The organism is Streptomyces echinatus (assembly GCF_014203595.1).
Lineage (GTDB): Bacteria > Actinomycetota > Actinomycetes > Streptomycetales > Streptomycetaceae > Streptomyces > Streptomyces echinatus.
In genome coordinates, this window is the sequence record NZ_JACHJK010000004.1 from 549,677 (window position 1) to 572,602 (window position 22,926).

Below are 22,926 nucleotides of genomic sequence, written 5' to 3' on the forward strand. Positions count from 1 at the left end.
ATGGACTGGGGACCACGAATGACCGATGTCCGCCACGACGCGACCGACCTGATCGGGGCGCCGGTCGAGCTGTCGGTCGTGATTCCGATGTTCAACGAGGAAGAGGCGCTGCCGGCGCTGGTGGCACGGCTGCGGCCGGTGCTGGACGGGACGGGCGAGACGTACGAGGTCGTCGCGGTGGACGACGGCTCCGCGGACCGGACGGCCGGACAACTGGAGGACCTGAGGGCCGTCTGGCCCCAGTTGCGGGTGGTGCGGCTGGCCCGCAACAGCGGACACCAGGCCGCCCTGACCGCCGGCCTGCACCACGCCCGCGGCCGCTACGCCGCGAGCCTCGACGCCGACCTCCAGGACCCCCCGGAGAAGATCCCGGAGATGCTCGCCCTGGCGCGGTCGCGGCGGCTGGACATCGTCTACGGCGTACGCGTCAACCGCGCCACCGACACCGGCTTCAAGCGCCGCACCGCGGGTGCCTACTACTGGCTCGTGCGCCGGCTGGTCGGCAGCCATGTCCCCGCCCAGGCCGGCGACTTCCGCCTGCTGTCGCGCAACGTACTCGACGCGCTGAGGGCCCTGCCCGACCAGCCGCAGGTGTACCGGCTCCTCGTGCCCTGGTTCGGCTTCCCCAGTGGGGAGGTCGCCTACCACCGTGACGCGCGCGTCGCCGGTGACACCAAGTACCCGCTGCGCAAGATGGTCCTGCTGGCGGTCGACAGCGTCATCGGCTTCTCCGTCGCCCCGCTCCGGCTGGCCACCTGGCTCGGCTCGCTCGCCTTCCTGGTCTGCCTCGCCGTGATCACGTACACCCTGGCCGTGTACGCGGCGGGCGCCACGACCCCCGGCTGGACCTCCCTGATCATCGCCGTTCTCTTCGTCGGCGCGGTCCAGCTGATCTGTCTGGGGGTGCTCGGCGAGTACCTCGGCCGCGTCTACACGGCCGTCCAGCAGCGCCCCACCTACTACGTCGCCGAGGACACCGGCACAGCGGCCGCCCCCATGGCGGGCATCGCGTGGCCCGGACCGCGACGCGGCCGGGACAGCACGCTGGACTCCCTCGGCGGGCCGGCCGGCCCCTGAGGCCGGCCCCCGCCGTCCGCCCCGGGGGAGCGGCCGCTACGCGCGAGCCGGCTCGGCCGTGCTCCTGCCGGGGCTGGTGCCGGGATCCGTCCCGGGAGCGGCTTGGCCGGGCACGTTCGGCGTCCCGGCCCCGTGGCGGAACTCATGGACCGTCGCCCGCAGCACGGCGATCAGCGCCAGCAGCATCAGCGCGCCGTGCGCGGGCATCGACAGATACGGGTTCAGGGCCGCGGAGTTGCACTTCAGGTAGCTGCCGAACGAAGCGAGCTGCACCAGCACCGGGGCGTACCAGAGCTGCCGGGGCAGCCGGAAGGCGGTCACCACCGTCAGCACCTCCGCCGAGTAGAAGTAGCGCTCGTGCATCGAGGGCAGCAGGAACGGCACCACGATCGCGCTGCAGGTGGCCAGCAGCAGGATCCGGGTGTCCGTCAGTCCCCGCGCGGCCGGCCCGGCGTTCGGCACGCCGGGCCGGCCGCGCCGCAGGGACCACACCGCCAGTCCGGTCAGGAGCGACACGAGCGCACCGGCGACCAGAACGCCCGCGTGGGACACGGCCTCGGTGTCACCGGGCACCGACACGAACTGGTAGACGGTCGGCGCGAAGAGGGTGAGGGAGTGGTACTCGTCGGCCTGGCGGGTGTACACCGTCAGCAGCCACCCCGGGTCGGCGCCGAGCGCGAGGGCCGGAACGTCGAGGGCGAGGTAGGCCGCCGGAACGGCGAGCAGGCACCGCCACGGCACCCGCCGCACCAGCACGAGGACGAGCAGGAACGGGAAGAGGAACACGGCCTGGAGCTTGAACGCCAGGGCGATCCCGAAGAACGCGCACGCCCACCACGGCCGCCGGCGGAGCACGTGGTGGATCCCGCCGGCCAGGAAGGCCACGTAGATGGCGTCGCACTGCGCCAGCCAGGCGCCGTTGGTGACGACCGTGGGCAGGAAGAGCACCACCGCGGCCGAGCCGATGGCTGCCCAGGAGGACGTGGGCCGGAGCACGGAGACGATCCGGAAGGTGAAGTAGGCGAGGAGCAGATCGAACAGGACCGACATCCACTTGATGCCCGCCAGCGGCGGCAGCGGCACATGGGTCAGCGCGGCCAGCAGGTAGAGGTAGGGCACGTTGTAGTCCGAGAAGCCGGTGTCGGCGAGGGCGTGGAAACCGCCGTGGCCCGCGATGTGCCGGTACCAGGGTCCGAGGAAGAGCTGGTAGTCGTACGACTCGCTGGGCACCAGGAACGTACGGGCCAGGAGGGCCAGGACCACCGCGGTGTAGGCGGCCAGCGTCGGCACCGTCAGGACGGTCGCGCGCCGGGGCGGGTCCGTGGCGGCTGTGTCGGACATGCGGGCTCCGTTCGGGTAGCGCTCGATCGCGACCAGTATGTCCAAAACGCCCGAGTTCAGAGGTAGGCGCGCAAAAAGGGGGCATTCATTGGCAATTCGCCTATGGTGTCGCCATGCGCGGAATTCTCCTGGCCGGGGGCACCGGCTCGCGACTGTGGCCACTGACCCGCTCGGTGTCGAAGCAGCTGCTGCCCGTCTTCGACAAACCGATGGTGTATTACCCGCTTTCCACACTGGTGATGGCCGGTGTCAGTGAAGTTCTGATCGTCACCACCCCTGAAGACCAGTACCAGTTCCGGCGCTTGCTCGGCGATGGCAGCCAACTGGGCCTGCGCCTCGCGTACATGACGCAGGAAACCCCGAAGGGAATCGCCGAGGCGTTCCTCCTCGGCGCCGACTTCGTCGACGGCCGGCCGGTCGCACTGATCCTCGGCGACAACATCTTCCACGGCAGCGGCCTCGGCACACGGCTGGCCCGCAGCGGCGACCCCGTGGGCGGCAAGGTGTTCGCCTACCAGGTCGCCAACCCGTCCGCCTACGGCGTGGTGGAGTTCGACGACTCGGGCCGGGCCCTGTCCATCGAGGAGAAGCCGGCCCGGCCCCGCTCCCGGTACGCCGTGCCCGGACTGTACTTCTACGACCACCGCGCCGTGGACATCGCCCGCGGCCTGCGGCCCAGCGCCCGGGGCGAACTGGAGATCACCGACCTCAACCGCGTCTATCTGGAGGCGGGGGAGCTGCAGGTCACCCGGCTCGACCGGGGCACCGCGTGGCTGGACACCGGGACCTTCGCCTCCATGATGCAGGCATCGGAGTTCGTCCGGGTGATCGAGGAGCGCCAGGGCCTGAAGGTCGGCTGCGTCGAGGAGGCCGTCTGGCGGGCCGGACTGATCGACGACGACCGGCTCAGGGACCTGGCCCGGCCGCTGCTCAGGAGCGGATACGGCGACTACCTGCTGGGGCTGCTGGAGGACGCCGCGCCCCTCGTCCCCCCACGCCGGGGTGCGGACGTCCCGAAGGCGCGACGGCAGTGACGGGCTGGGCAGTGACGGGCTGGGCCGCGGCCGCGCGAGGAGAGGAGATCCGGTGAGGCCCCTCGGCATCGAAGGCGCGTGGGTGGACACCCCCAGGGTGTTCACGGACGGCAGGGGCCGGTTCCACGAGTGGTTCAAGGGCGGGACCTTCCGGGACTCGGTCGGCCAGGGATTCTCGCTCGCCCAGGCCAACTGCTCCCGCTCCGCACGCGGCACGCTCCGCGGCATCCATTACGCGGCGGTCCCGCCGGGCCAGGCCAAGTACGTCACGTGCGTCGGCGGCGCCGTCCTCGACGTGGTGGTCGATCTCCGCGTCGGCTCACCGGGGTTCGGGACCTGGGAGGCGGTCCGGCTCGACGACGCCACCCACACGTGCGTCTATCTCTCCGAGGGGCTGGGCCATGCCTTCATGGCGCTGGAGGACGACTCCACCGTCGTCTACCTGTGCTCCGAGGGGTACGCGCCGGAGCGCGAGTACGGGATCGACCCCCTCGACCCGGCGCTGGCCATCGACTGGCCCGAGGACCTCGTCCCCCGACTGTCCGGCAAGGACGCCGCCGCGCCCACGCTTCAGGAGGCGGGGCGCCGGGGCCTGCTGCCGTCCTACGAAAAGTGCGCCGCATACAGAAAAAGCCTCGAATGAAAGCCGACACTCCGTGCTTTGGGTGTTATGGGGGACGGATTGAGGCCGCACGAGTGGTACTCGCCGAACGGCGCGAGCCGAATTCTATTCGTTCATACCCGGAGCGTGCAAATTGATGTCGTACGCGGCCGACGCCCCGAGACGCGCATAGGGAAAGCGCACGGAGTGCGCGTGCTTGCAGTCGGCTCCCGCTCACTCCCAAGGAAGGTTCCCTTGAGCCGTAGAACGATCCGAAATTCGCGCCTGAAGTCCGCCGTGATGGTGGGTACGGGTGCGCTCGCCGTTGCGCTCAACGTGCTTCCGGGCACGGTGGCCGCCGCCGACGCGATCGACCGGCGCAGCGCCGGCCGTGAGGTGGAGGAGTACGGTCCGGCAGACCTGAACGCGGCGATCGCCGACGCGATCGCCCGGGCCGCCTACGAGAACGTGGCTCTGAAGCAGGGTGCGTACAGCCCCGGCTACGACGACAACGACCACTACGGCCCCCAGGGACCCCAGGGACACGAGGGCAAGCCGGGCAAGCCGGGCAAGCCCGGCAAGCAGGGTCCGCAGGGTCCGCAGGGTCCGCAGGGCGCCCAGGGCGCTCAGGGCGCGCAGGGTGCCGGCGGTACCGGTACGCAGGGTCCGCAGGGTGCACAGGGCGCGCAGGGTGCGCAGGGTGCCGGCGGTACCGGTACGCAGGGTCCGCAGGGTGCACAGGGTGCACAGGGCGCGCAGGGTGCTCAGGGTGCGCAGGGCGCCCAGGGTGCCGGCCTGAGCACCTACGTCAGGACCGCGGGAGTCAGCCAGGGCACGCAGGCGACCGTCTTCTGCGACACCGGTGACATCGCCACCGGCGGTGGCTTCGAGGCGGGCAACGGTTCCCCGGGCAGGAGCGTCCCGGTTCCCACGGTGAACGGTGCCACGCCGATCGGGTGGCAGGCCACCCAGACCGGCCAGGGCAACGGCATCACCGCCTGGGTGGTCTGTGCCAACGTGACGCCGTAACTTCTGGCGCGGCATTTTCATCCGCCCATCCGGGAATGAGAGATGGTGCCCCGGGACTCCGGTCCTGCGGGCACCGCCTCCATTTCCGGGCGGGCAACCTGAGAGGAACCCACCGGAGAACCATGCGCATCCTTGTGACCGGCGCCGCCGGATTCATTGGCTCGGAATACGTCCGTCGGCGGCTGGACTCGGATCCGGCGACGCGCATCACCGTTCTCGACAAACTCACCTATTCGGGGGTCGAGGAGAATCTCGCGCCGGTGAGGCGACACCCGGGCCACACCTTCGTCCGCGGCGACATCTGCGACCCGGACGTGGTCGACCAGGTCATGGCCGGCCAGGACGCCGTCGTCCACTTCGCCGCCGAGTCCCACGTGGACCGGTCCATCGACGGCGCGGAACCGTTCGTCCGCACCAATGTGCTGGGCACCCAGGTGCTCCTCGACGCGGCCCTGCGCCACCGCGTCGGCCGCTTCGTGCACGTCTCGACCGACGAGGTGTACGGCTCGATCGCCGAGGGCTCCTGGACCGAAGGCCGGCCCCTGGCCCCGAACTCCCCGTACTCCGCGTCGAAGGCCGGCTCCGACCTGCTGGCGCTCGCCCACCACCGCACCCACGGCCTGGACGTGGTGGTCACCCGCTGCACCAACAACTACGGGCCGTACCAGTTCCCCGAGAAGGTCATCCCGCTCTTCATCACCAACCTCCTCGACGGCGGGACGGTCCCCCTGTACGGGGACGGCCGCAACACGCGCGACTGGCTGCACGTCTCGGACCACTGCCGGGGCATCGACCTGGTCCTGCACGGCGGCCGGGCGGGAGAGGTCTACCACATCGGCGGCGGGACCGAGCTGACCAACCACAAGCTCACCGGGCTGCTGCTGGACGCCGTCGGCGCCGGCTGGGACCGGGTCGAGCACGTGGCGGACCGCAAGGGGCACGACCTGCGCTACTCGCTGGACGACGGCAAGATCCGCGAGGAGCTCGGCTATGCCCCGCGGGTGTCCTTCACCGAGGGCCTGGCCGCCACCGTCGACTGGTACCGGACGCACCGCTCCTGGTGGGAGCCGCTGAAGCGGAGGGCGGCGCTGCGATGACCACGAGCTGGCTGGTGACCGGCGCGCACGGCCTCCTCGGCCGGGACGTCCTGGCCGAACTCGCCACCGACCCGGACGCGGTGGTGACGGGACTGGGCCGGGACGGGCTCGACATCACCGACCCGGCGGCCGTCCGGGCGGCCGCCGCCGGTCACCAGGTGATCGTGAACTGTGCCGCCTGGACCGACGTGGACGGCGCCGAGCGGTCCGAGGCGGCGGCCACCGCCGTGAACGGCACGGGCGTCCGCCATCTCGCGCGGGCCTGCGCCGACAGCGGCGCCCTGCTGCTGCACGTCTCCACCGACTACGTGTTCCCGGGCGACGCCCGCCTCCCGTACCCCGAGGACGCTCCGACCGGACCCGTCAACGCCTACGGGCGCGGCAAGCTGGCAGGCGAACGGGCCGTCGCCGAACTGCTCCCGCGCACCGGCTACACCGTGCGCACCGCCTGGCTCTACGGCCCCCACGGCCCGAACTTCGTGGCCACCGTGCTCGGCCTCGCCGCCCGGCGCGCGACGCTGGACGTGGTGGCCGACCAGTACGGCCAGCCGACCTGGTCCCGGGCGCTGGCGCGGCAGCTGGCCGCCCTCGGCCGACGCGCGCTGACCGGACGGGCACCGGCGGGCGTCTACCACGGCACCTCGTCCGGCCGGACCACCTGGTGCGGCCTCGCGCGGGAGACCTTCCGGCTCAGCGGTCTCGACCCCGAGCGGATCCGCCCGGTCGGCTCGGACAAGTTCCCGCGGCCGGCCCCGCGCCCGGCGTTCGGCGTACTCGGCCACGACAACTGGCGGCGGGCGGGCCTGCCGCCGCTGCCGCAGTGGGAGGACCAGCTGGCCTCGGCCCTGACGGCGCCCGCCTTCGCGGCCCTGGCCGAGGCGGCGCGGGGGACGCGGCGTCCCTGAACGCGTGAGGCGCCCCGCGGGACCGGAGTCCCGCGGGGCGCCTCGTCCGCCGTGACCGCTAGACCAGCAGGGGGCCGCCGCACCGAGCGGCGCCCTCCTTCATCGCGATGAGGTTGGCGACCACGTACGAGATGTTGTTCTGGGAGTGCCACTCGCTCGGGAAGCAGGTCACCAGCCGGGACGACTGGAACCTGGCCTCCAGGTCCGGCACGTAAGCGCGGTACTGGTTGTCCGTGTAGTACCAGAACGAGTTCTCGTTGTAGTAGGCGACGTGCGTCGGGTCCTGGTACGCGCCGCGGCCGTCGGAGCTGGGCGTCATGGTGAGGAGCATGCCGCCGGGGGCGAGCAGCCGGTAGAGCTCGTTGATCAGCGGCACCTTCTGGGGCACGTACTCCAGGAAGTCCACCGCCCGCATCAGCCCGACGGAGTCGTCGGGCAGGTCGAGCTTCCCGGGCAGGGTCGCGACGATGTCGACGCCCTTGCCCGGCCGCTGGTCCACGCCGAGGTATCCCGGCGGCTTGCGGAGGGCGGCACCGAGGTCCAGCGCGAGCAGCCCGCGCCGGTGGGTCCAGGCAAGGGCGTTGGCCTCGATGTACTTGTCGTACAGGGCGACCGTCTCGCGCTGGATGTGGGCGTTGATCTCCGGGTCGCGCTGGGTGTTGTCCTTGTGCATGCGCTGCAGGTAGAGACACCGCTGGACGTGGTGGAAGTCCCCGAGGTGGAACAGGCGGCACATCAGGTCCTGGTCGTCCAGGACGGTACGGGACGCGTCGTACCCGCCGGCCTTCTCGTAGGCCTTCTTGCGGAACGCCCGCACATGGTTGGGGGCATACCAGATGTAGGCGACGTTGTGCGGTGTCGGCGGCATGGTCTGGGCCTGGAGCAGCTTGCGGCCGTCGACCCGCACCTCGCTGTACTGCCAGCCGTAGGACTCGTTGAAGCGGGTGTCGTCCCGCTTGCCTTCCGCGGTGATCTGGGCGGTGTTGCTGAAGACGAAGACGGCCTCGGGATGTGCGTCGAACGCCTTGCCGAGCTCCGCCAGACACGCCTTGGCCAGCAGATCGTCGTGGTCCAGCTCCACGAGGATCTCGCCGCGCGCCAGTTCACAGGCCCGGCGCTTGGCCGCTCCGACCCCGGTGACGTCGTCCGCGATCTCCACCCGGATCCGCTCGTCGGGGTACTCCGGCCGCCACCGGGCGCCGTTGTTGAGCAGGACGATCCACTCCCAGTCCGGACAGGTCTGCGCCTGCAGCGTCGCGAGGCACTCGTCCAGATAGCGGGGCCGGTGGCTGGGGGTGAAGACGGAGAACCTCGGTGTCGCCGTCGACGTCATCTGGAACTCCCTGCGTGGCTCGAGGTCGGTGCGGGGCTCACTGCGTCCCGGAACGATTCCGGGACCTGGGACAGGACCTGGTGATCGGCGGCGACCGCCCGGCGGAAAGCCTCCTCGGCCTCGGCGTCACGGTCGTACTTCGCGAGGATCAGGCCCAGTTGCAGCTGCATCACGGATGACTTCGGGCTGGTGGCAACGGCCCGTTTCAGCAGCCCGATGGCCCGGTCGGGCTCGGTCGCCGCGACCAGGTTCGCCTCGCTGTAGAGGGCGGAGGTGAAGGCGGGATCGGTCTTCAGCGCGTTCTCGTAGGCCGAACGGGCCTGCTCCGTCCTGCCGTTCATCTGCTCGATCAGCCCCAGGCGGTACCAGGCGTCCTTGTTCCCCGGGTCCAGTTTCAGCACGCGCCGGTAGATCTCGGCCGCCCCTGCGGAATCCTGTTGCGCCTGACGTTGCAGGCCGGTTCGCAGGAGCGCGTCCGTCTCCTTCGTCTCCTTGCCCCGAGCGCTCTGCCGGGTCACCGACGAGGCCTTGGATTCCGATGGTTCGGCCGACGGGGAATGAACGGCCCATACGGTCACGCCGATTGCGGCCGTCACTGTCCCGGCGAGCCCTGCCCACATTTTCCTGTGTTTCACGTTGTCACATCTCGTGGAATGGTGGAGGACGGATGGATTGGCTTTTCCCAGGTGGCCGTCACCGACGTTACGAGGCGGCCCCGACGGCGCCGCCGTTCGCCAGGCGCTCCAAACCGCAAACCACTCGGATGTACGAGCCGGAAACGGATTTCCCGGACCAGCCTCTTTGCATGGCCGGTAACGGCTGGATACCGTCCCGCATCGGTTGTGTGCCGCTGCCGAGATGGATGTGATCCGTGAAGCGAACGGTCTGTCTGAACATGATCGTGAAGGACGAGGCACCTGTGATCCGGCGTTGTCTCGAATCCGTACGCCCTTTGATCGACACCTGGGTCATCGTCGACACCGGCTCGACCGACGGCACCCAGGACGTGATCCGTGACGTCTACCGCGATCTGCCGGGAGAACTGCACGAAAGGCCCTGGAAGGGGTACGACGGCAGCCGCACCGAGGCGATCGAACTCGCCCGGGACAGCGCGGACTTCCTGTTCTTCATCGACGCCGACGACGTGATGGAGGTGGAGCCCGGATTTCGTATGCCGGAGCTGACCCACGACGCCTACAAGGTCAGCATCCATTACGACGGCTTCGTCTACTGGCGCCCCGGCCTGGTCTCGGCCCGGCTGCCCTGGCGGTACGTCGGAGTTCTGCACGAGTACATCGACTGCGACACACCGTTCACGCTCGGCGCCCTCGAAGGCGCCCGCATGGTCATCGTGGGCGGCGGGGGCCGCCGCAGGAACGAAGGGGTACGGGAGAAGTACCTGCGCGACGCGCGGGTCCTCCAGGAGGGTCTCGCCAAGGAGCCCGGCAACGCCCGCTACGCCTTCTACCTCGCGCAGAGCTGGCGCGACGCGGGAGAGGCGGAGAAGGCGATCGAGGCGTACGACCGGCGGACCACGATGGGCGGCTGGGACGAAGAGGTCTACTGCGCCCACCTGGCGGCCGCGAGGATCGCGGAGGCCATCGACCGGCCGCCGACCGAGGTGATGGACCGCTACCTGCGTGCCTACGAGAGCCTGCCCTCGCGCGCCGAGGCCCTGGCCGACCTCGCGCGGCTGTGCCGCGTCAAGGGGCAGCGCTGGCCCCTCGCCTACATGTACGCACGGCAGGCGGCACGCATCCCGTACCCGGTCGACGGCCTGCTCGTCGAGCCCAGCTGGTACGACTGGCAGACGCTGGACGAACTGGCGGTGGCCGCGTTCTGGGTCGGGGAGTACGAGGAGTCGGCGAGCTGCTCCGAACGTCTGTTGGAAGGAGGCAAGTTGCCCGAGGAGCACCGCGAGCGGGTGAGGCAGAACCTCGAGCTCGCCCGGCAGCGCCTCGGCCCGGGGGAACTCGCGCGGGCCTGAGGAGCGTGAGCCGGAGAGGGTCTCCGGGCGCGGTCCGGACTCAGTCCCGGCTCTCCGGCCCGGGGGACGCCGAATCCCTGAACTCCTCCGGCACTTCGTTGATCAGGGAGGGGTCGATGGCGACGGCCCTTCGGAATGCGACCGCGGCCTTGTCGGCGTCCTCCTTCCGCGCCCAGATGCGTCCGAGATGCAGATGCGCCGTGGCCGCCTTCGGATCGGTGTCGGTCGCACGCTCCAGAAGCGCCACGGCCCGGTCGGGGGCGCTCGTCTCGAACAGAAGCGCCTCGTTGAAGAGGGCCGGCGGGAATGCCGGATCGATCCGCAGGCTCCGTTCATAGGCCGCACGGGCATCGTCCGTGTTTCCGACTTCCTGGGCGACGACCCCGAGGTTGAACCAGGCGAACTTGTTGTCCGGTTCCAGATCCAGTGCACGCTTGTAGGACCGGGCGGCCGCTTTGGGGTCGTGATTCTGGTCCTGAAGAATTCCCTTCTGCAGCAACGCGTCGGCATCCTCGTACGCCGGGGGCGGGGCCTTGGATTCCGAGGAGGCCACGGTCCGGGACTGAATCGCCCACGCCGCGACTACGGTGGCGACAGCGGCCACACCGATAAGACCTGCCAGCAAAGTGTTGTGTTTCACTGTGTCACATCTCGTGGAAGAGTGGATTGCGGATCGAAATGCCTCGCCCCGAACGGCCGCCACCGATGCTAGGGGGACGTTCCGAAGGCGCCGCTCTTCGGCGGGAGTCCGAAACTTGCGAACCACCCGGATGTACGAGTCGTGAAGAGGGTTTTTGCATGGGCCCCGTGAAGCGAACGGTCTGTCTGAACATGATCGTGAAGGACGAGGCACCGGTGATCCGGCGTTGTCTCGAATCCGTACGCCCTTTGGTCGACTCCTGGGTCATCGTCGACACCGGCTCGACCGACGGCACCCAGGACGTGATCCGTGACGTCTACCGCGATCTGCCGGGAGAACTGCACGAAAGGCCCTGGAGGGGATTCGACGGCAGCCGCACCGAGGCGATCGAACTCGCCCGCGACCGCGCGGACTACCTGCTCTTCGTGGACGCCGACGACGCGATGGCGGTGGACCCGGACTTTCGTATGCCGGAGCTGACCCTCGACGCCTACCGGGTCGACGTCAGCAGCGGGCCCGCCCGGTACCGGCGCCGCGCCCTGGTCTCGACCCGGTTGCCCTGGCGGTACGTCGGGGTCCTGCACGAGTACCTCGACTGCGCTGCGCCGTACAGCGTCGGGACGCTCGAAGGGCCCACCCTGGTCATCCTGGGGGGCGGCGGGCGCGGCAGGGGCAAGAGCCGGCGCGAGAAGTACCTGGGAGACGCCGAGATCCTCAGGCGGGGCCTGACCGAGGAGCCGGACAACGCGCGATACGTGTTCTACCTGGCCCAGAGCCTGCGCTTCGCCGACGAGCCCGAGCAGGCGATCGAGGCCTACGACCGCCGGGCGGGCATGGGGGGCTGGGACGAGGAGGTCTACTGCGCCCGCCTGTTCGCCGCACGCCTGGCCGAAGGGCTGGGCCGGCCGCCGGCCGAGGTGATGGGCCGTTACCTCGGCGCGCACGAGAGCCGGCCGGCACGCGCCGAGGCGCTCGGCGAACTCGCGCGCTGGTGCCGCCTCAACGGCGAGCGCTGGCCGCTGGCCTACCTGTTCGCGCGGCAGGCGGCACGCCTGCCGTATCCGGGTGACGACCACCTGTTCGTCGAGCCCGCCTGGTACGAGTGGCAGACGCTGGACGAACTGGCGGTGGCCGCGTTCTGGGTCGGGGAGTACGAGGAATCGAAGGCCTGCGCCGAACGCCTGCTGGCGCGGGGCACGTTGCCCGACGCGCATCGTGAGCGTGTGCTCTGCAATCTCGGCCTCGCCCGGAGCCGGCTGCCCGCGGAGGAACTCGTCGGAACCTGAGACGAACACCCAGGCGGCCGGTCCGGGCCGGACAGGGGGGCGGAGGGCACCGCGATGCCGGCGGAGGGCACCGCGATGGCCGCGAAGAGCACTGTGCCGGCGGCGGAGGGCCCCCTGGCGGTCAGCCGGGATCGCCGAGGAACTCCCCGCCGTCGACGACCGTGGCGGTGACCGCCGGGTTGGCCATCAGGGCGATGACCATCGCCGCGACGTCGTCCGGCTGCCCGGGGTGCGCGATCAGCTGGCGGTTGGCCGGGTGCACGCCGATGCCGCCGGGGCTGACCGCGTTCACCCGGAGCGGGCCGAGTTCGTAGGCGGCGTTGCGGGCCAGGGCCTCGATCGCGCCGTGCAGTGTTCCCCACACCCCGCGTCCGTCCGACGGGCGCCGGCTGCTGGAGCCCGGCAGCAGGGTGACCGACCCGCCGTCCCGCAGCCGCCCGGCGGCCGCCCGGACCAGGCCGGCAGCCGTCCCAACCTGACCCGGATGCTCTTCCTGGACCCGCGCCAGCGGGAGCTGTACCCGGACTTCGACCGCCGGGCCGGGGAGGCGGTGGCCGCGCTGCGGCGGACCGCCGGGCAGTTCCCCGACGACCGGGACCTGCTCGGCCTGATCGGGGAACTCACCGTGCTCAGCGAGGAGTTCGCCGGCCTCTGGGCCGCGCACCCGGTCGGCGAATGCGGCTCCACCGCGGAGCGCTACCACCACCCGCTCGTCGGTCCGCTCACCCTCGGCGAGGAGGTCATGCACCTGGCGGCCGACGCGGGACAGCGCCTGGTCGTGCTCCACGCGGAACCGGACTCGGCGTCCGCCGCGGCACTCCGGCTGCTCGCCGCGTCCGTTCGCTGACGCCGCGCCGGGTCGGGGCGGGTGCCCGCGCCCGGGGAGGGCGGCGGCGGTTCATGGCGCCCGGTCCGCGCGTCGCTGCGGGTGCACGCGGACCGGGGCCGACAGGGGGACCCCTGGACGGGGTCAGTGGGCCGGACTGAGTTCCTTCGGCTCGGACAGCGCGTCACTGTGGGCGTCCATGCGCTCGGCGGCGAGGATCGCCGCGGCCGTGTCCGCGCGCGAGGCGGCGACCACCAGCGCCCGGCCGGCGAGCGCGTGCGCCCGCCGGTTGAGCGCGTCCGGATCGCCCGCCGCGGTCGGGGCCGCACGCAGCGGCGTACGTCCTCCCCGCAGCCGGGTCACCTGCGCCGCGAGGCGCTCGGCGGCCGTGTCCAGGTCGGCGGACGGGGCCAGGGCGCGCAGCTCGTCGGTGACCGCGAGCAGTGCGGCGAGGTGCCCGGCGAGCTGGATGTCCAGCTCCTCCTCGCGCGACCGGTGGGGGAAGTCGGAGGTGGTGCCGGCCATCGTGCTGTGGACCGACTTGGTGCGGATCGGTTCGTACATGGGGGATGGCCTCCTGTGCGCTGACAGGAAGCCATCCTAGCTTAGAATTCGTCTAAAGTTGAGTCGTGTCACGGAGTGAAGTCCGTCGACTACGTTTGGCCGTAACCGTCCAGGAAGGTCCCGATCCGGGTCACCGCGTCGCGCAGATCGCCGACCGTCGGCAGGGTCACCACCCGGAAGTGGTCCGGCTCCGGCCAGTTGAAGCCCGTGCCCTGGACGACCATGATCTTCTCCTGGCGCAGCAGGTCCAGGACCAGCCGCCGGTCGTCCTTGACCTTGAAGACCTGCGGATCCAGGCGCGGGAACAGGTACAGGGCACCCTTCGGCCGTACGCAGCTCACCCCGGGGATCTGGGTCAGCAGCTCGTACGCGGTGTCCATCTGCTCCTTCAGCCGCCCGCCCGGCAGCACCAGGTCGTTGATCGACTGACGGCCGCCGAGCGCGGCGACCACTCCGTGCTGGCCCGGCATGTTGGCGCACAGCCGCATGTTCGCCAGGATCGTCAGGCCCTCGATGTAGGAGTCGGCGTGGGCGCGCGGGCCGGAGATCGACATCCAGCCGACGCGGTAACCGGCCACCCGGTACGCCTTCGACATGCCGTTGAAGGTGAGGGTGAGCAGATCGGGGGCGACCTTCGCGGTCGGGATGTGCGTGGCGCCGTCGTAGAGGATCTTGTCGTAGATCTCGTCCGAGCAGACCAGCAGGTTGTTCCGGCGGGCGATGTCCGTCAGCCCCCTGAGCAGCGCCTCGTCGTAGACGGCTCCCGTGGGGTTGTTCGGGTTGATGACGACGATCGCCTTGGTGCGGTCGGTGACCTTGCGCTCGATGTCGGCGAGGTCGGGCATCCAGTCGGACTGCTCGTCACAGCGGTAGTGCACCGCCGTGCCGCCGGAGAGGGAGACGGCCGCCGTCCACAGCGGATAGTCCGGGGACGGTACGAGGACCTCGTCGCCGTCGTCCAGCAGGCCCTGCATCGCCATCACGATCAGCTCGGAGACGCCGTTGCCGATGAAGACGTGCTCGACGTCCGTCTCGATGCCGAGGGTCTGGTTGTGCATCACGACCGCGCGCCGGGCGGCGAGCAGACCCTTGGCGTCGCCGTAGCCGTGCGCGGTGGAGACGTTGCGGAGGATGTCCTCCAGGATCTCCGGCGGGCACTCGAAGCCGAAGGCGGCCGGGTTGCCGGTGTTGAGCTTGAGGATGCGGTGGCCTGCCGCCTCCAGCCGCATGGCCTCTTCGAGTACCGGTCCCCGGATCTCGTAACAGACGTTGGCGAGCTTGGTCGACTGGATCACCTGCATGTCCGTGAGCTTACGACCCGGTCATGCCCGATGGGCCGTGTTTTCCGCCACGTGAGACACGGAGGTTTGCCCGGAAATCGCTGACAGCTGTCTCGCGGGCCACTTGCGTCCCTACAATCCGCTGGCATGTCCACGGAACAGGAGCACGAGGCGGGGGCGTACGGCATGGACGGAACGGGTGGCACGCCCGGGGTCCGGCCGAACGTGTACCAGCCGTTGCCGTCTCCGGCCCCCGCCTACGACGCGTACGCCGATCCCGCCGCCGCGCACGGCTGGCAGAACGCGTACGACGAGACCCGCGAGCTGCCGCCGGTGCCCTCGGAGCCCGTGCCGCCCGGACCCGGTGAGGGGCGCGCCGCGCTCCGTCGGGCACGGCGGCGCCCGGGTGGCCGCCGGCGGGTGGCCGTCGTCGCCGGCGCCCTCGGGGTGGCCGGAACCGTCGCGGTGATCGCCGGCCTGACCGGAGGGGGTGCCCCGGACGGCTCCCGTCCCGCGGACGGCCGGGTCGCCGGCGGCCCCACGGCCGACGACGACGGCCCGGCCACGTCCGCCCCGGTGGCCACCGTCCCGGCCGCGCCCGCCCCCGCCGTCACCGGCCCGGCCACGTCGGCTCCGGGCGCCCCCGTCCGGTCCGCCGAGGCCTCGCCGTCCGGCACGGCGGGGCTTCCGTCCGGCGGCACGAGCCCGAGCGCCGGTCCCGGGGAGCCGGACGGCAGCCCGTCGGCCCCGGCCACGGCCTCCACCGACCCCACGCCGACGGTGTCGTCCACCGGTCCGACGACGTCCCACCCCGGCCACGGCCACGGCCACGGCAGATGGCCCCGCTGACCCGACGACCGGGCCGCATCGCCTCACCTCGTCAGGGCGACGAGGCGGCCCACCGGCGCGGTTGACGGGATCGTGCGGGTCCTCCCCTGACCGGGGGGCCACGCTGCTCTGCCCGGTTCGCATGCCGGTGCGGCGCCGTGGCAACGAGGCGGCCCACCGGTGCAGTTGACGGGACCATGCGGGTCCTCCCCTGGCCGGAGGGCCGCGCTGGCCTGCCGACCGGGCCGCATGCCGGTGCGGCGCCGTGGCAACGGGGCGACGCGGCGGCCCAGTTGGCGGGCGTGCGAAGGTTGTCCCATGACCGGACAGGCTCGAACTCCCGGCCACGGCGAGCGGGCCACCCCCGCCGTCCGGCCCGGTCACGAGGTGCTGCCCGCCGACGAGGACCGGGGCCGCGTCCTCGAACGGGTGCGGGCCGCCGTGGCGGACGGCCGGCTGCCGCCGGGTGAGTCGGACGGGCCGGCTCGGCCGGGTCCACGCCGCCCGGACGCTGGGCGAGCCGGAGGCCGCCGCGAGCGGGCTGCCCGACCCCGGGCTCCGGGACTCGCCGGCGGTGGACCGCACGCCCACGTCCCGGCTCGCGCTCGGCGTGTTCGGCGGGTGCCGCCGGGACGGCGCGTGGGTGGTTCCGCCCCGGTTCACCGCCTGGTCGATGTGGGGCGGCGGCCGGCTCGACCTGACCGAGGCCCGCTTCGCCGCCCGGGAGACGGTGATCCGGGCGGTGGCGCTGTGGGGCGGCACCGGGATCGTCGTGCCGGACGACATCGACGTCGAGGTCCGGGGGCTCGGTCTGTTCGGCGTGTTCGGCGGGTGCCGGGCCCGCGGGGCGGGGCGGCCGGGGGCGCCGCGCGTCGTGGTGAAGGGCCTCGCCCTGTTCGGCGCCGTGGTCGTCAAGTCCCCGCGGGGCGTGCGCTGATCGCCGCTCGGCACAGGGAAACCCCTATGACCTGACGCGGCTTCTTGTCCCCACCCCCCTCTCCTGTCGACAATGCGCATGACAACCAAGCGGGCGGCCGGAAACCCCTCCGGTCGCCCACGTCGTAAGAGGGGACCCCCACGTGAACAAGCCTCTCCTTGCCGCGCTCTCTTCCCTGGCGATAGCCGGGCTCGGCGCGACCCCGGCGATCGCCGCGCCGCACACCGCGGTCAAGGCCTCCCCGCACGCCCCCCAGGCCGTCAAGGCCACGGTCGACTTCGCCGGCACCGTCTCGCTCAGCAACTGCTCCGGCTCCGTCATCCGCTTCCCCAACTCCGCCGACACCGACCCGGCCCTCGTGCTGACCAACGGCCACTGCCTGGAGACGGGCATGCCGGACGCCGGAGAGGTCATCACCGGCCAGTCCTCCAGCCGTTCCTTCGGCCTGCTGAACTCCGCCGGCAGCCGGGTCGCGACCCTCCGTGCCAACCAGGTCGTCTACTCGACCATGACCGACACGGACGTCACCATCTACCGCACCACCACCACGTACGCGAGGATCAAGAGCTCGTACGGGATCAGCCCGCTGACCGTGCAGGACACGCACCCCACGGCCGGCACCGCCATCAAGGTGGTCTCCGGCTACTGGAAGCGCATCTACAGCTGCAACGTCGACGGGTTCGTGTACCGGCTGAAGGAGGGCGACTGGACCTTCAAGGACTCGGTCCGCTACACCTCCGCCTGCAACACCATCGGCGGCACCTCCGGTTCCCCGGTCATCGACACCGCCACCGGCAAGGTCGTCGCCGTCAACAACACCGGCAACGAGGACGGCCAGCGCTGCACGGTGAACAACCCGTGCGAGGTCGACGCGGGCGGCAACGTCACCGTCCGCCAGGGCATCAACTACGCCCAGGAGATCTACAACATCCCGGCCTGCTTCACCACCGGCAACAAGCTCGACCTGAACGCGGCCGGCTGCACCCTGCCCAAGCCGTAGCCCTGGCCGGCGGGCGGGCGGGCGGGCGGTCACACCGGCGTGCGCCGCACCGCCCGCCCCGCCAGCACGTCCGTCCGCCTGCCGTCCTCGATGACGAACCGGCCGTCGATCAGCACGTGCGGGATTCCGGACGGCAGCGCCCGGGGCTCGGCGAAGGTGGCACCGGGCGCGACCGTCTCCGGGTCGAACAGGACCAGGTCGGCCCGGTACCCCTCGCGCACCAGTCCGCGGTCCGGCAGCCGCAGCCGCGCCGCGGGCCGGGAGGTGAGGTGGGCGACGCACTCCTCCAGCGTCAGCACGCCCGACTCCCGCACGTAGTGGCCGAGATAGCGCGGAAAGGTGCCGTACGCGCGCGGGTGCGGCTTGGCGCCCCGCAGGATGCCGTCGGAGCCGCCGGTGTGCGCGCGGTGCCGCATGATCGCGCGGACGTTCTCCTCATGGCCGACGTGCTGGAGGATCGTCGTACCGAGGCGGTCGCCCACCAGGAGGCGGTGCGCCGTGGCCCACGGGGACTCGCCGCGCAGGTCCGCCGACTCGCGGACGCTGCGGCCCACGAAGTCGCCGAGGGCCGGATCGGCCACCCCGGAGACCTCGATCGTCTCCCACTCCACCGGCACCCCGTGGCAGCCGTCCGAGCCGGTGACCTCCAGGTCGTGCCGGATCCGCCCGGCCGTCGCCGGATCGGCCAGCCGGGCCAGGACCTCCTCCGGGCCGCCCTCGCTCGCCCAGCTCGGCAGCAGCGCGGCGAGGGTCGTGCAGCCGGGGGTGTACGGATAGGTGTCCAGCGTGATGTCCGCGCCCTCGGCCAGGGACCGGTCGAGCAGGGCCAGCAGCTCGGGTGCCCGGCCCTCGTTGACGCCGAAGTTCATCGTGGCGTGCGCCAGGTGCAGCGGGCAGCCCGCCTCCCGGGACAGGGCGACCATCTCGGCGTAGGCCTCCAGGGCCCCGGCGCCGTAGGAGCGGTGGTGGGGGCAGTAGTAGCCGCCGTACGCGGCCACCACCCGGCACAGCTCGGTCAGTTCGGCGTCCCCGGCGTACATGCCCGGGGTGTAGGTGAGGCCGGAGGACAGCCCGACCGCGCCCTGTTCCAGCCCCTCGGCCACCAGCCGCCGCATCCGGTCCAGCTCCCCGGGCGTCGCCTCGCGGTCCTCCCAGCCGACGGCGAGCGCCCGGACCGTGCCCTGAGGGATCAGATAGGCCGCGTTGACGGCGATGCCCCGGTCCAGGCGGTCGAGGTACTCGCCGACCGACCGCCAGTCGAAGTCGATGTCGTCGCCGTACCCGTTCCACCCGGTGATCGCCCGCCGCACCTCCTCCAGGGTGCGGTCGTCGACCGGCGCGTACGACAGCCCGTCCTGGCCGAGGACCTCCAGGGTGACCCCCTGGGCGGCCTTCGCGCTGTGGTCGGGGTCGCGCAGCAGGGCCAGGTCGGAGTGGGCGTGCATGTCGATGAAGCCGGGGGAGAGGACCAGGCCCTCCGCGTCGATCTCCCGTACGGCGCACGGCCGTTGGCAGCCCGCGGCGGCCGCCTCCTTGACGATGGAGACGATCCGGCCGCCGTCGATCACGACGTCGGCGCGGTAGGAGTCCGCCCCGCTGCCGTCGACGACGTCGGCGTCCCGGACGACCAGGTCCTCCACGCGGGCCTCCTAGAAGAACGTACGGATGTAGTCGACGACCGTGCCGTCCGCCTCGGCGACCGGGATCAGCTGCCACTTGTCGAAGGACGTGCACGGGTGGGACAGGCCGAGGCCCACCCAGTCGCCGACCTCGACGTCCGCCTCCGGGTCCGTGTGCAGCCAGGCGTGCTGGTCGGACAGGCCGGTCACGGTGATGCCGGCGGCCGGGCGCTCGACACCGTCCCGGCGTACCACCTGGGCGACGGGCAGGTCCAGGTCGTAGGCGGCGTCCCGCTTGCCCGCGTTGGCGAAGGCCTGCTCGGCGGTGGGGCGGGAGACCACCTGCGCCCACAGCCGGAAGGCGGGCTCCAGTGCCCCCTCCTCCGGGACCCGGGCGAAGGGGGTGAGCCTGTGGTAGTGCCCGTCGTCGTGCGAGACGTACGCGCCCGAGCGCAGCAGTTTCAGCACCGGCCTGGACAGCTCGGGGATCTCGGCGAAGACGTCGGCCACCGCGTCGAACCAGGCGCTGCCGCCCGCGCTGACCACGATCTCCTCCGCGTCCGCGAACCGTCCGCTCCCGTCCAGCCCGGCGGCCAGCGCCACCAGCCGCCGCAGGTACGACCGCACGCGCTCCGGATCGGCCCGCGGCACCTCGCCCTCGTAGCCCGCCACCCCGACCAGCCGCAGGCCCGGCGCGGCGGCCACGGCCTTCGCCACGGCCGCGGCCTCGGCCTCGGTGCGCACACCGGTCCGGGCGCCGTCGCCCGCGCCCAGCTCCACGACCACGTCCACCGGGCGGGCGGTGCCGCGCAGGGCCGCGTCCATCAGCTCCACCCCGCGCACGGAGTCGACGTAAGCGACGAGACGGAACTCCGGGTCGGCGGCCAGCTCACCGGCGATCCAGCGCAGGGCGGAGGCGTCCACCAGCTCGTTGGCGAGGAAGACCCGTCGGACGCCGAACGCCCGCGCCACCCGCACCTGGTGGGGCACCGCCAGCGTGATGCCCCAGGCGCCGTGCTCGATCTGGCGCCGGAAGAGCTGCGGGGCCATGGAGGTCTTGCCGTGCGGGGCGAACGCCAGGCCGTGCCGGGAGGCGTACGTCTCCATCAGCGCGAGGTTGTGCTCCAGGCGCTCGGCGGACAGGGCGAGAACGGGGCTGGTGAAGCCGTCGCCGTCCCGGAAGAGGTTGCGGCGCTGGGCGGCCAGCTCGGCGACGGTCAGGCCGTCGGCGTCCGGCGGGAGGCCCTTGAAGCGGTGGTCGACGCGTTCCTCGGCAAGGCGTGCGAGGCGTTCCGCGGCCTGGCGGGCGAGCGCTTCGGTGCTCATCGAGCCCCTCTCCTGGCGTTGCGCTATGTGCAACAGCCATTGCATGTGGTGCTGACTGGTGTCTAGCATCTCGCCGACATCGGGTCAACGGAGCCGCCGCCCGGACATCGACAGGAGTCATCATCGACGACGCTGCTTACGACTCGACCGTTCCGCGCCCGCTGGACACCGTGGACGTGGTCGCGCTCGGCGAGTCCATGGTCACCTTCCTGCCCAGCCGGGCGGGCCGCCTCGCGGACGTCCCCTCCTTCCACCGCGCGATCGGCGGCGCGGAGTCCAACGTGGCCTGCGTCCTGGCGGCTGCCGGGCACTCGGCACGATGGGTGAGCCGGGTGGGCGCGGACGGCTTCGGGCAGCACCTGGTGGAGCAGATCACCGGATACGGGGTCGACACCGGCGCCGTGCGCACCGACCCGGACCGGCCCACGGGCATCTACTTCCGCACCGCGGCCGATCGGGACACCGACGCCCACGAGGTGGCGTACTACCGGGCCGGCTCCGCTGCCTCCGCCATGTCCGTGGCCGACGTCGACCTGGCGGCGGCATGGTCGGGGCGGGTGCTGCACCTGTCCGGGATCACCGCCGCGCTGTCCGGCACCTGCCTGGAGCTGATGCGCGAGCTGACCGCGCCCCGGCCCGGCCGCCCGCTGGTCTCCTTCGACGTCAATCACCGCCCCGCGCTGTGGCCGGACGCCGACGGCCCGCAGGTACTGCTGGAACTCGCGCGGCGCGCCGACATCGTCTTCGTCGGCGCCGACGAGGCACGCCGGGCCTGGGGGCTGCACGGCGGCAGGGCCATCCTGGAGGCGCTGCCCGGGCCGGCCGTCGTGGTCGTCAAACAGGGCAGGGGCGGAGCGACCGCGTTCGAGCGTCACACCGGGGGGTTCGAGGGTCTGGACACCCGGGGATCCGGGGGCCGGGGTGGCGTGGGGTTCGGGGGGCTTGGCGCTGCTGGGGTCGAGGACCGCGGTACCGACGGGTTCGAGGACCGCGGCGCCGACGGGTTCGAGGACCGCGGCGCCGATGGGGTCGAGGACCGCGGTACCGACGGGTTCGAGGACTGCGGCGCCGATGGGGCCGAGGACGCCGACGGTCGCGCCGTCTTCGTGCTGGCACCCGACGTGGACGTCGTCGCCCACGTCGGCGCCGGGGACGCCTTCGCCGCCGGCTTCCTCTCCGCCACCCTCCGGCGACTGCCCCTGCGGGACCGGCTCCGACACGGCCACCTCTTCGCCGCCGCCGCTCTCACCACCCCCGGCGACCTCGCCGCACCCCCCGCCCGCGACCACGCCGACCGCCTCGCCGCCCTGGACGACGCCGCATGGGGGAGACTTCGACTCGGCCCCGGCTGGACGCAAGCCGAGCAGGCCGAGGAGGAGGCGAACATCCCATGAGCCAGACCGTCGACCGCGCCCTGAGCATCCTGCCGCTGCTCGCCGAGGGCCCCGCCGACCTCGGACAGGTCGCCGACCGCCTCGGCGTACACAAGTCCACGGCCCTCCGCCTCCTGCGCACCTTGCACGAACACGGCCTGGTATACCGCCAGTCCGACCAGCGCTACCGCCTCGGCGCCCGCCTCTTCGCCCTCGCCCAGGAGGCGATGGAGAACCTCGACATCCGCGAGATCGCCCACCCCCACCTGGTACGGCTGAACGAGAGCTGCGGCCACACCGTCCACCTCGCCGTGTACGAGGAGAACGAGGTGCTGTACATCGACAAGGTGGAGAGCCGTTACCCGGTCCGCATGTACTCGCGGATCGGCAAGCCGGTGGCCATCACCGTGGCGGCCGTCGCCAAGCTGCTCCTCGCCGACCTGCCCGCGGCCGAGCGCCGCGCCCTCGCCGAGCGGCTCGACTACCCCCTGTACACGGCCCGTTCGACCCCGAACTCCGAGGCGTTCCTCAAAGAACTGACCACGGTGCGCGAACAGGGCTGGGCCACCGACCTCGGTGGCCACGAGGAGTCCATCAACTGCGTCGCCGCCCCCGTCCGCGGCGCCGACGGCCGGGTGGTCGCCGCGATGTCGGTGTCCGCGCCGAACGTGGTCGTCACCGCCGAGGAACTCCTCACCCTGCTCCCGCTGGTCCGCCGTACGGCGGACGCGATCAGCGGCGAGTACTCCGGGAGGACGCCGGTGAAGGGCACCTCCGCATGACCGGGACGCCGGTGACGGGCACCCCCGTACGACCGGGACGCCGGTGACGGGCACCCCCGTA

The 22,926-nt window shown here is 71.9% G+C and carries 23 protein-coding genes; 14 read left to right on the forward strand and 9 right to left on the reverse strand.

The features are described 5' to 3' along the window. Window positions 1–18 precede the first annotated feature (18 nt). Window positions 19–1,077 carry a glycosyltransferase family 2 protein gene (locus FHS34_RS15000; protein ID WP_184965238.1) on the forward strand — a complete coding sequence of 353 codons (1,059 nt, stop codon included), beginning with the start codon at window positions 19–21 and terminating at the stop codon, window positions 1,075–1,077. A gap of 36 nt (window positions 1,078–1,113) precedes the next feature. On the opposite strand, the gene FHS34_RS15005 is transcribed toward FHS34_RS15000, so the two are convergent. After that, entirely contained in the window at window positions 1,114–2,418 is a 1,305-nt protein-coding gene (locus FHS34_RS15005; RefSeq protein WP_184965240.1) for a putative hexosyltransferase, read from the reverse strand. 113 nt (window positions 2,419–2,531) lie between these two features. On the opposite strand from FHS34_RS15005, the gene rfbA reads away from it, so the two are divergent. The 5 genes from rfbA to rfbD all read left to right on the forward strand — a co-directional run bounded on the left by rfbA (window position 2,532) and on the right by rfbD (window position 7,084). Beyond that, the gene (gene rfbA / locus FHS34_RS15010; protein ID WP_184965242.1) at window positions 2,532–3,452 is read left to right on the forward strand and encodes a glucose-1-phosphate thymidylyltransferase RfbA; all 921 of its coding nucleotides are present in this window, start codon (window positions 2,532–2,534) and stop codon (window positions 3,450–3,452) included. Window positions 3,453–3,504: 52 nt separating this feature from the next. Further along, on the forward strand, window positions 3,505–4,095 hold the full coding sequence (locus FHS34_RS15015; RefSeq protein ID WP_184965243.1) for a dTDP-4-dehydrorhamnose 3,5-epimerase family protein: 591 nt from the start codon (window positions 3,505–3,507) through the stop codon (window positions 4,093–4,095). A gap of 213 nt (window positions 4,096–4,308) precedes the next feature. Beyond that, the gene (locus FHS34_RS15020) at window positions 4,309–5,082 is read left to right on the forward strand and encodes a hypothetical protein (RefSeq protein ID WP_184965245.1); all 774 of its coding nucleotides are present in this window, start codon (window positions 4,309–4,311) and stop codon (window positions 5,080–5,082) included. A gap of 122 nt (window positions 5,083–5,204) precedes the next feature. Continuing rightward, window positions 5,205–6,179 carry a dTDP-glucose 4,6-dehydratase gene (rfbB, locus tag FHS34_RS15025; protein ID WP_184965247.1) on the forward strand — a complete coding sequence of 325 codons (975 nt, stop codon included), beginning with the start codon at window positions 5,205–5,207 and terminating at the stop codon, window positions 6,177–6,179. Further along, window positions 6,176–7,084, forward strand: a complete 909-nt coding sequence (rfbD, locus tag FHS34_RS15030) for a dTDP-4-dehydrorhamnose reductase (protein ID WP_184965249.1) — start codon at window positions 6,176–6,178, stop codon at window positions 7,082–7,084. The genes rfbB and rfbD overlap by 4 nt, the downstream gene beginning before the upstream one ends. 58 nt (window positions 7,085–7,142) lie before the next feature. Here rfbD and FHS34_RS15035 read toward each other — a convergent pair whose 3' ends face one another. Together FHS34_RS15035 and FHS34_RS15040 are read right to left on the reverse strand one after the other, a co-directional pair. Beyond that, window positions 7,143–8,417, reverse strand: a complete 1,275-nt coding sequence (locus tag FHS34_RS15035; RefSeq protein WP_184965251.1) for a glycosyltransferase — start codon at window positions 8,415–8,417, stop codon at window positions 7,143–7,145. Next, the gene (locus tag FHS34_RS15040) at window positions 8,414–8,935 is read right to left on the reverse strand and encodes a tetratricopeptide repeat protein (RefSeq protein ID WP_184965253.1); all 522 of its coding nucleotides are present in this window, start codon (window positions 8,933–8,935) and stop codon (window positions 8,414–8,416) included. Before FHS34_RS15040 ends, FHS34_RS15035 begins: the two co-directional genes overlap by 4 nt. A 353-nt stretch (window positions 8,936–9,288) precedes the next feature. On the opposite strand from FHS34_RS15040, the gene FHS34_RS15045 reads away from it, so the two are divergent. Next, window positions 9,289–10,404, forward strand: a complete 1,116-nt coding sequence (locus FHS34_RS15045) for a glycosyltransferase (protein WP_184965255.1) — start codon at window positions 9,289–9,291, stop codon at window positions 10,402–10,404. 40 nt (window positions 10,405–10,444) lie between these two features. Here FHS34_RS15045 and FHS34_RS15050 read toward each other — a convergent pair whose 3' ends face one another. Further along, window positions 10,445–11,044 carry a tetratricopeptide repeat protein gene (locus FHS34_RS15050; RefSeq protein ID WP_184965256.1) on the reverse strand — a complete coding sequence of 200 codons (600 nt, stop codon included), beginning with the start codon at window positions 11,042–11,044 and terminating at the stop codon, window positions 10,445–10,447. Between the two features lie 167 nt (window positions 11,045–11,211). Between FHS34_RS15050 and FHS34_RS15055 the strand changes: the two genes are divergently transcribed. Further along, window positions 11,212–12,330, forward strand: coding sequence for a glycosyltransferase (locus tag FHS34_RS15055; RefSeq protein ID WP_221508893.1), 1,119 nt, complete (start codon window positions 11,212–11,214; stop codon window positions 12,328–12,330). A 121-nt stretch (window positions 12,331–12,451) separates the two neighbouring features. Here FHS34_RS15055 and FHS34_RS42575 read toward each other — a convergent pair whose 3' ends face one another. Continuing rightward, complete coding sequence (locus FHS34_RS42575; RefSeq protein ID WP_280528492.1) at window positions 12,452–12,787, reverse strand: SDR family oxidoreductase; 336 nt, start codon at window positions 12,785–12,787, stop codon at window positions 12,452–12,454. Between FHS34_RS42575 and FHS34_RS42580 the strand changes: the two genes are divergently transcribed. Next, the gene (locus tag FHS34_RS42580; RefSeq protein WP_313149144.1) at window positions 12,677–13,177 is read left to right on the forward strand and encodes an MmyB family transcriptional regulator; all 501 of its coding nucleotides are present in this window, start codon (window positions 12,677–12,679) and stop codon (window positions 13,175–13,177) included. The genes FHS34_RS42575 and FHS34_RS42580 overlap by 111 nt on opposite strands. Window positions 13,178–13,300: 123 nt before the next feature. Here FHS34_RS42580 and FHS34_RS15070 read toward each other — a convergent pair whose 3' ends face one another. Both FHS34_RS15070 and FHS34_RS15075 read right to left on the reverse strand, forming a co-directional pair. Next, entirely contained in the window at window positions 13,301–13,720 is a 420-nt protein-coding gene (locus FHS34_RS15070) for an SCO4983 family protein (RefSeq protein ID WP_184965264.1), read from the reverse strand. 89 nt (window positions 13,721–13,809) lie between these two features. Next, the gene (locus FHS34_RS15075) at window positions 13,810–15,021 is read right to left on the reverse strand and encodes a pyridoxal phosphate-dependent aminotransferase (RefSeq protein WP_184965266.1); all 1,212 of its coding nucleotides are present in this window, start codon (window positions 15,019–15,021) and stop codon (window positions 13,810–13,812) included. 126 nt (window positions 15,022–15,147) lie between these two features. Between FHS34_RS15075 and FHS34_RS15080 the strand changes: the two genes are divergently transcribed. The 3 genes from FHS34_RS15080 to FHS34_RS15090 all read left to right on the forward strand — a co-directional run bounded on the left by FHS34_RS15080 (window position 15,148) and on the right by FHS34_RS15090 (window position 17,765). Beyond that, window positions 15,148–15,849 (forward strand): hypothetical protein, encoded by a 702-nt coding sequence (locus FHS34_RS15080; protein WP_184965268.1) that lies wholly within the window; start codon window positions 15,148–15,150, stop codon window positions 15,847–15,849. A gap of 445 nt (window positions 15,850–16,294) precedes the next feature. Then, window positions 16,295–16,765 carry a LiaF domain-containing protein gene (locus FHS34_RS15085; protein ID WP_184965270.1) on the forward strand — a complete coding sequence of 157 codons (471 nt, stop codon included), beginning with the start codon at window positions 16,295–16,297 and terminating at the stop codon, window positions 16,763–16,765. Between the two features lie 142 nt (window positions 16,766–16,907). After that, entirely contained in the window at window positions 16,908–17,765 is an 858-nt protein-coding gene (locus FHS34_RS15090) for a S1 family peptidase (protein WP_184965272.1), read from the forward strand. Between the two features lie 29 nt (window positions 17,766–17,794). Here FHS34_RS15090 and FHS34_RS15095 read toward each other — a convergent pair whose 3' ends face one another. Together FHS34_RS15095 and FHS34_RS15100 are read right to left on the reverse strand one after the other, a co-directional pair. Then, entirely contained in the window at window positions 17,795–19,405 is a 1,611-nt protein-coding gene (locus FHS34_RS15095) for an N-acyl-D-amino-acid deacylase family protein (protein WP_184965273.1), read from the reverse strand. A 9-nt stretch (window positions 19,406–19,414) separates the two neighbouring features. Further along, window positions 19,415–20,710: an amino acid deaminase gene (locus FHS34_RS15100; RefSeq protein WP_184965275.1), complete on the reverse strand. Its 1,296-nt coding sequence runs from the start codon at window positions 20,708–20,710 to the stop codon at window positions 19,415–19,417. Window positions 20,711–20,880: 170 nt separating this feature from the next. Between FHS34_RS15100 and FHS34_RS15105 the strand changes: the two genes are divergently transcribed. Both FHS34_RS15105 and FHS34_RS15110 read left to right on the forward strand, forming a co-directional pair. Continuing rightward, the gene (locus tag FHS34_RS15105; protein WP_425579012.1) at window positions 20,881–22,104 is read left to right on the forward strand and encodes a sugar kinase; all 1,224 of its coding nucleotides are present in this window, start codon (window positions 20,881–20,883) and stop codon (window positions 22,102–22,104) included. Continuing rightward, window positions 22,101–22,865 carry an IclR family transcriptional regulator gene (locus FHS34_RS15110; protein WP_184965277.1) on the forward strand — a complete coding sequence of 255 codons (765 nt, stop codon included), beginning with the start codon at window positions 22,101–22,103 and terminating at the stop codon, window positions 22,863–22,865. Before FHS34_RS15105 ends, FHS34_RS15110 begins: the two co-directional genes overlap by 4 nt. Window positions 22,866–22,926: the final 61 nt, after the last annotated feature.

Coding starts and splice junctions, on each gene's coding strand:
- FHS34_RS15000 (WP_184965238.1), top strand. CDS start 19: ATGACCGATGTCCGCCACGACGCGACCGACCTGATCGGGGCGCCGGTC.
- FHS34_RS15005 (WP_184965240.1), bottom strand. CDS start 2,418: ATGTCCGACACAGCCGCCACGGACCCGCCCCGGCGCGCGACCGTCCTG.
- rfbA (WP_184965242.1), top strand. CDS start 2,532: ATGCGCGGAATTCTCCTGGCCGGGGGCACCGGCTCGCGACTGTGGCCA.
- rfbB (WP_184965247.1), top strand. CDS start 5,205: ATGCGCATCCTTGTGACCGGCGCCGCCGGATTCATTGGCTCGGAATAC.
- rfbD (WP_184965249.1), top strand. CDS start 6,176: ATGACCACGAGCTGGCTGGTGACCGGCGCGCACGGCCTCCTCGGCCGG.
- FHS34_RS15035 (WP_184965251.1), bottom strand. CDS start 8,417: ATGACGTCGACGGCGACACCGAGGTTCTCCGTCTTCACCCCCAGCCAC.
- FHS34_RS15070 (WP_184965264.1), bottom strand. CDS start 13,720: ATGTACGAACCGATCCGCACCAAGTCGGTCCACAGCACGATGGCCGGC.
- FHS34_RS15075 (WP_184965266.1), bottom strand. CDS start 15,021: ATGCAGGTGATCCAGTCGACCAAGCTCGCCAACGTCTGTTACGAGATC.
- FHS34_RS15080 (WP_184965268.1), top strand. CDS start 15,148: ATGTCCACGGAACAGGAGCACGAGGCGGGGGCGTACGGCATGGACGGA.
- FHS34_RS15100 (WP_184965275.1), bottom strand. CDS start 20,710: ATGAGCACCGAAGCGCTCGCCCGCCAGGCCGCGGAACGCCTCGCACGC.
- FHS34_RS15110 (WP_184965277.1), top strand. CDS start 22,101: ATGAGCCAGACCGTCGACCGCGCCCTGAGCATCCTGCCGCTGCTCGCC.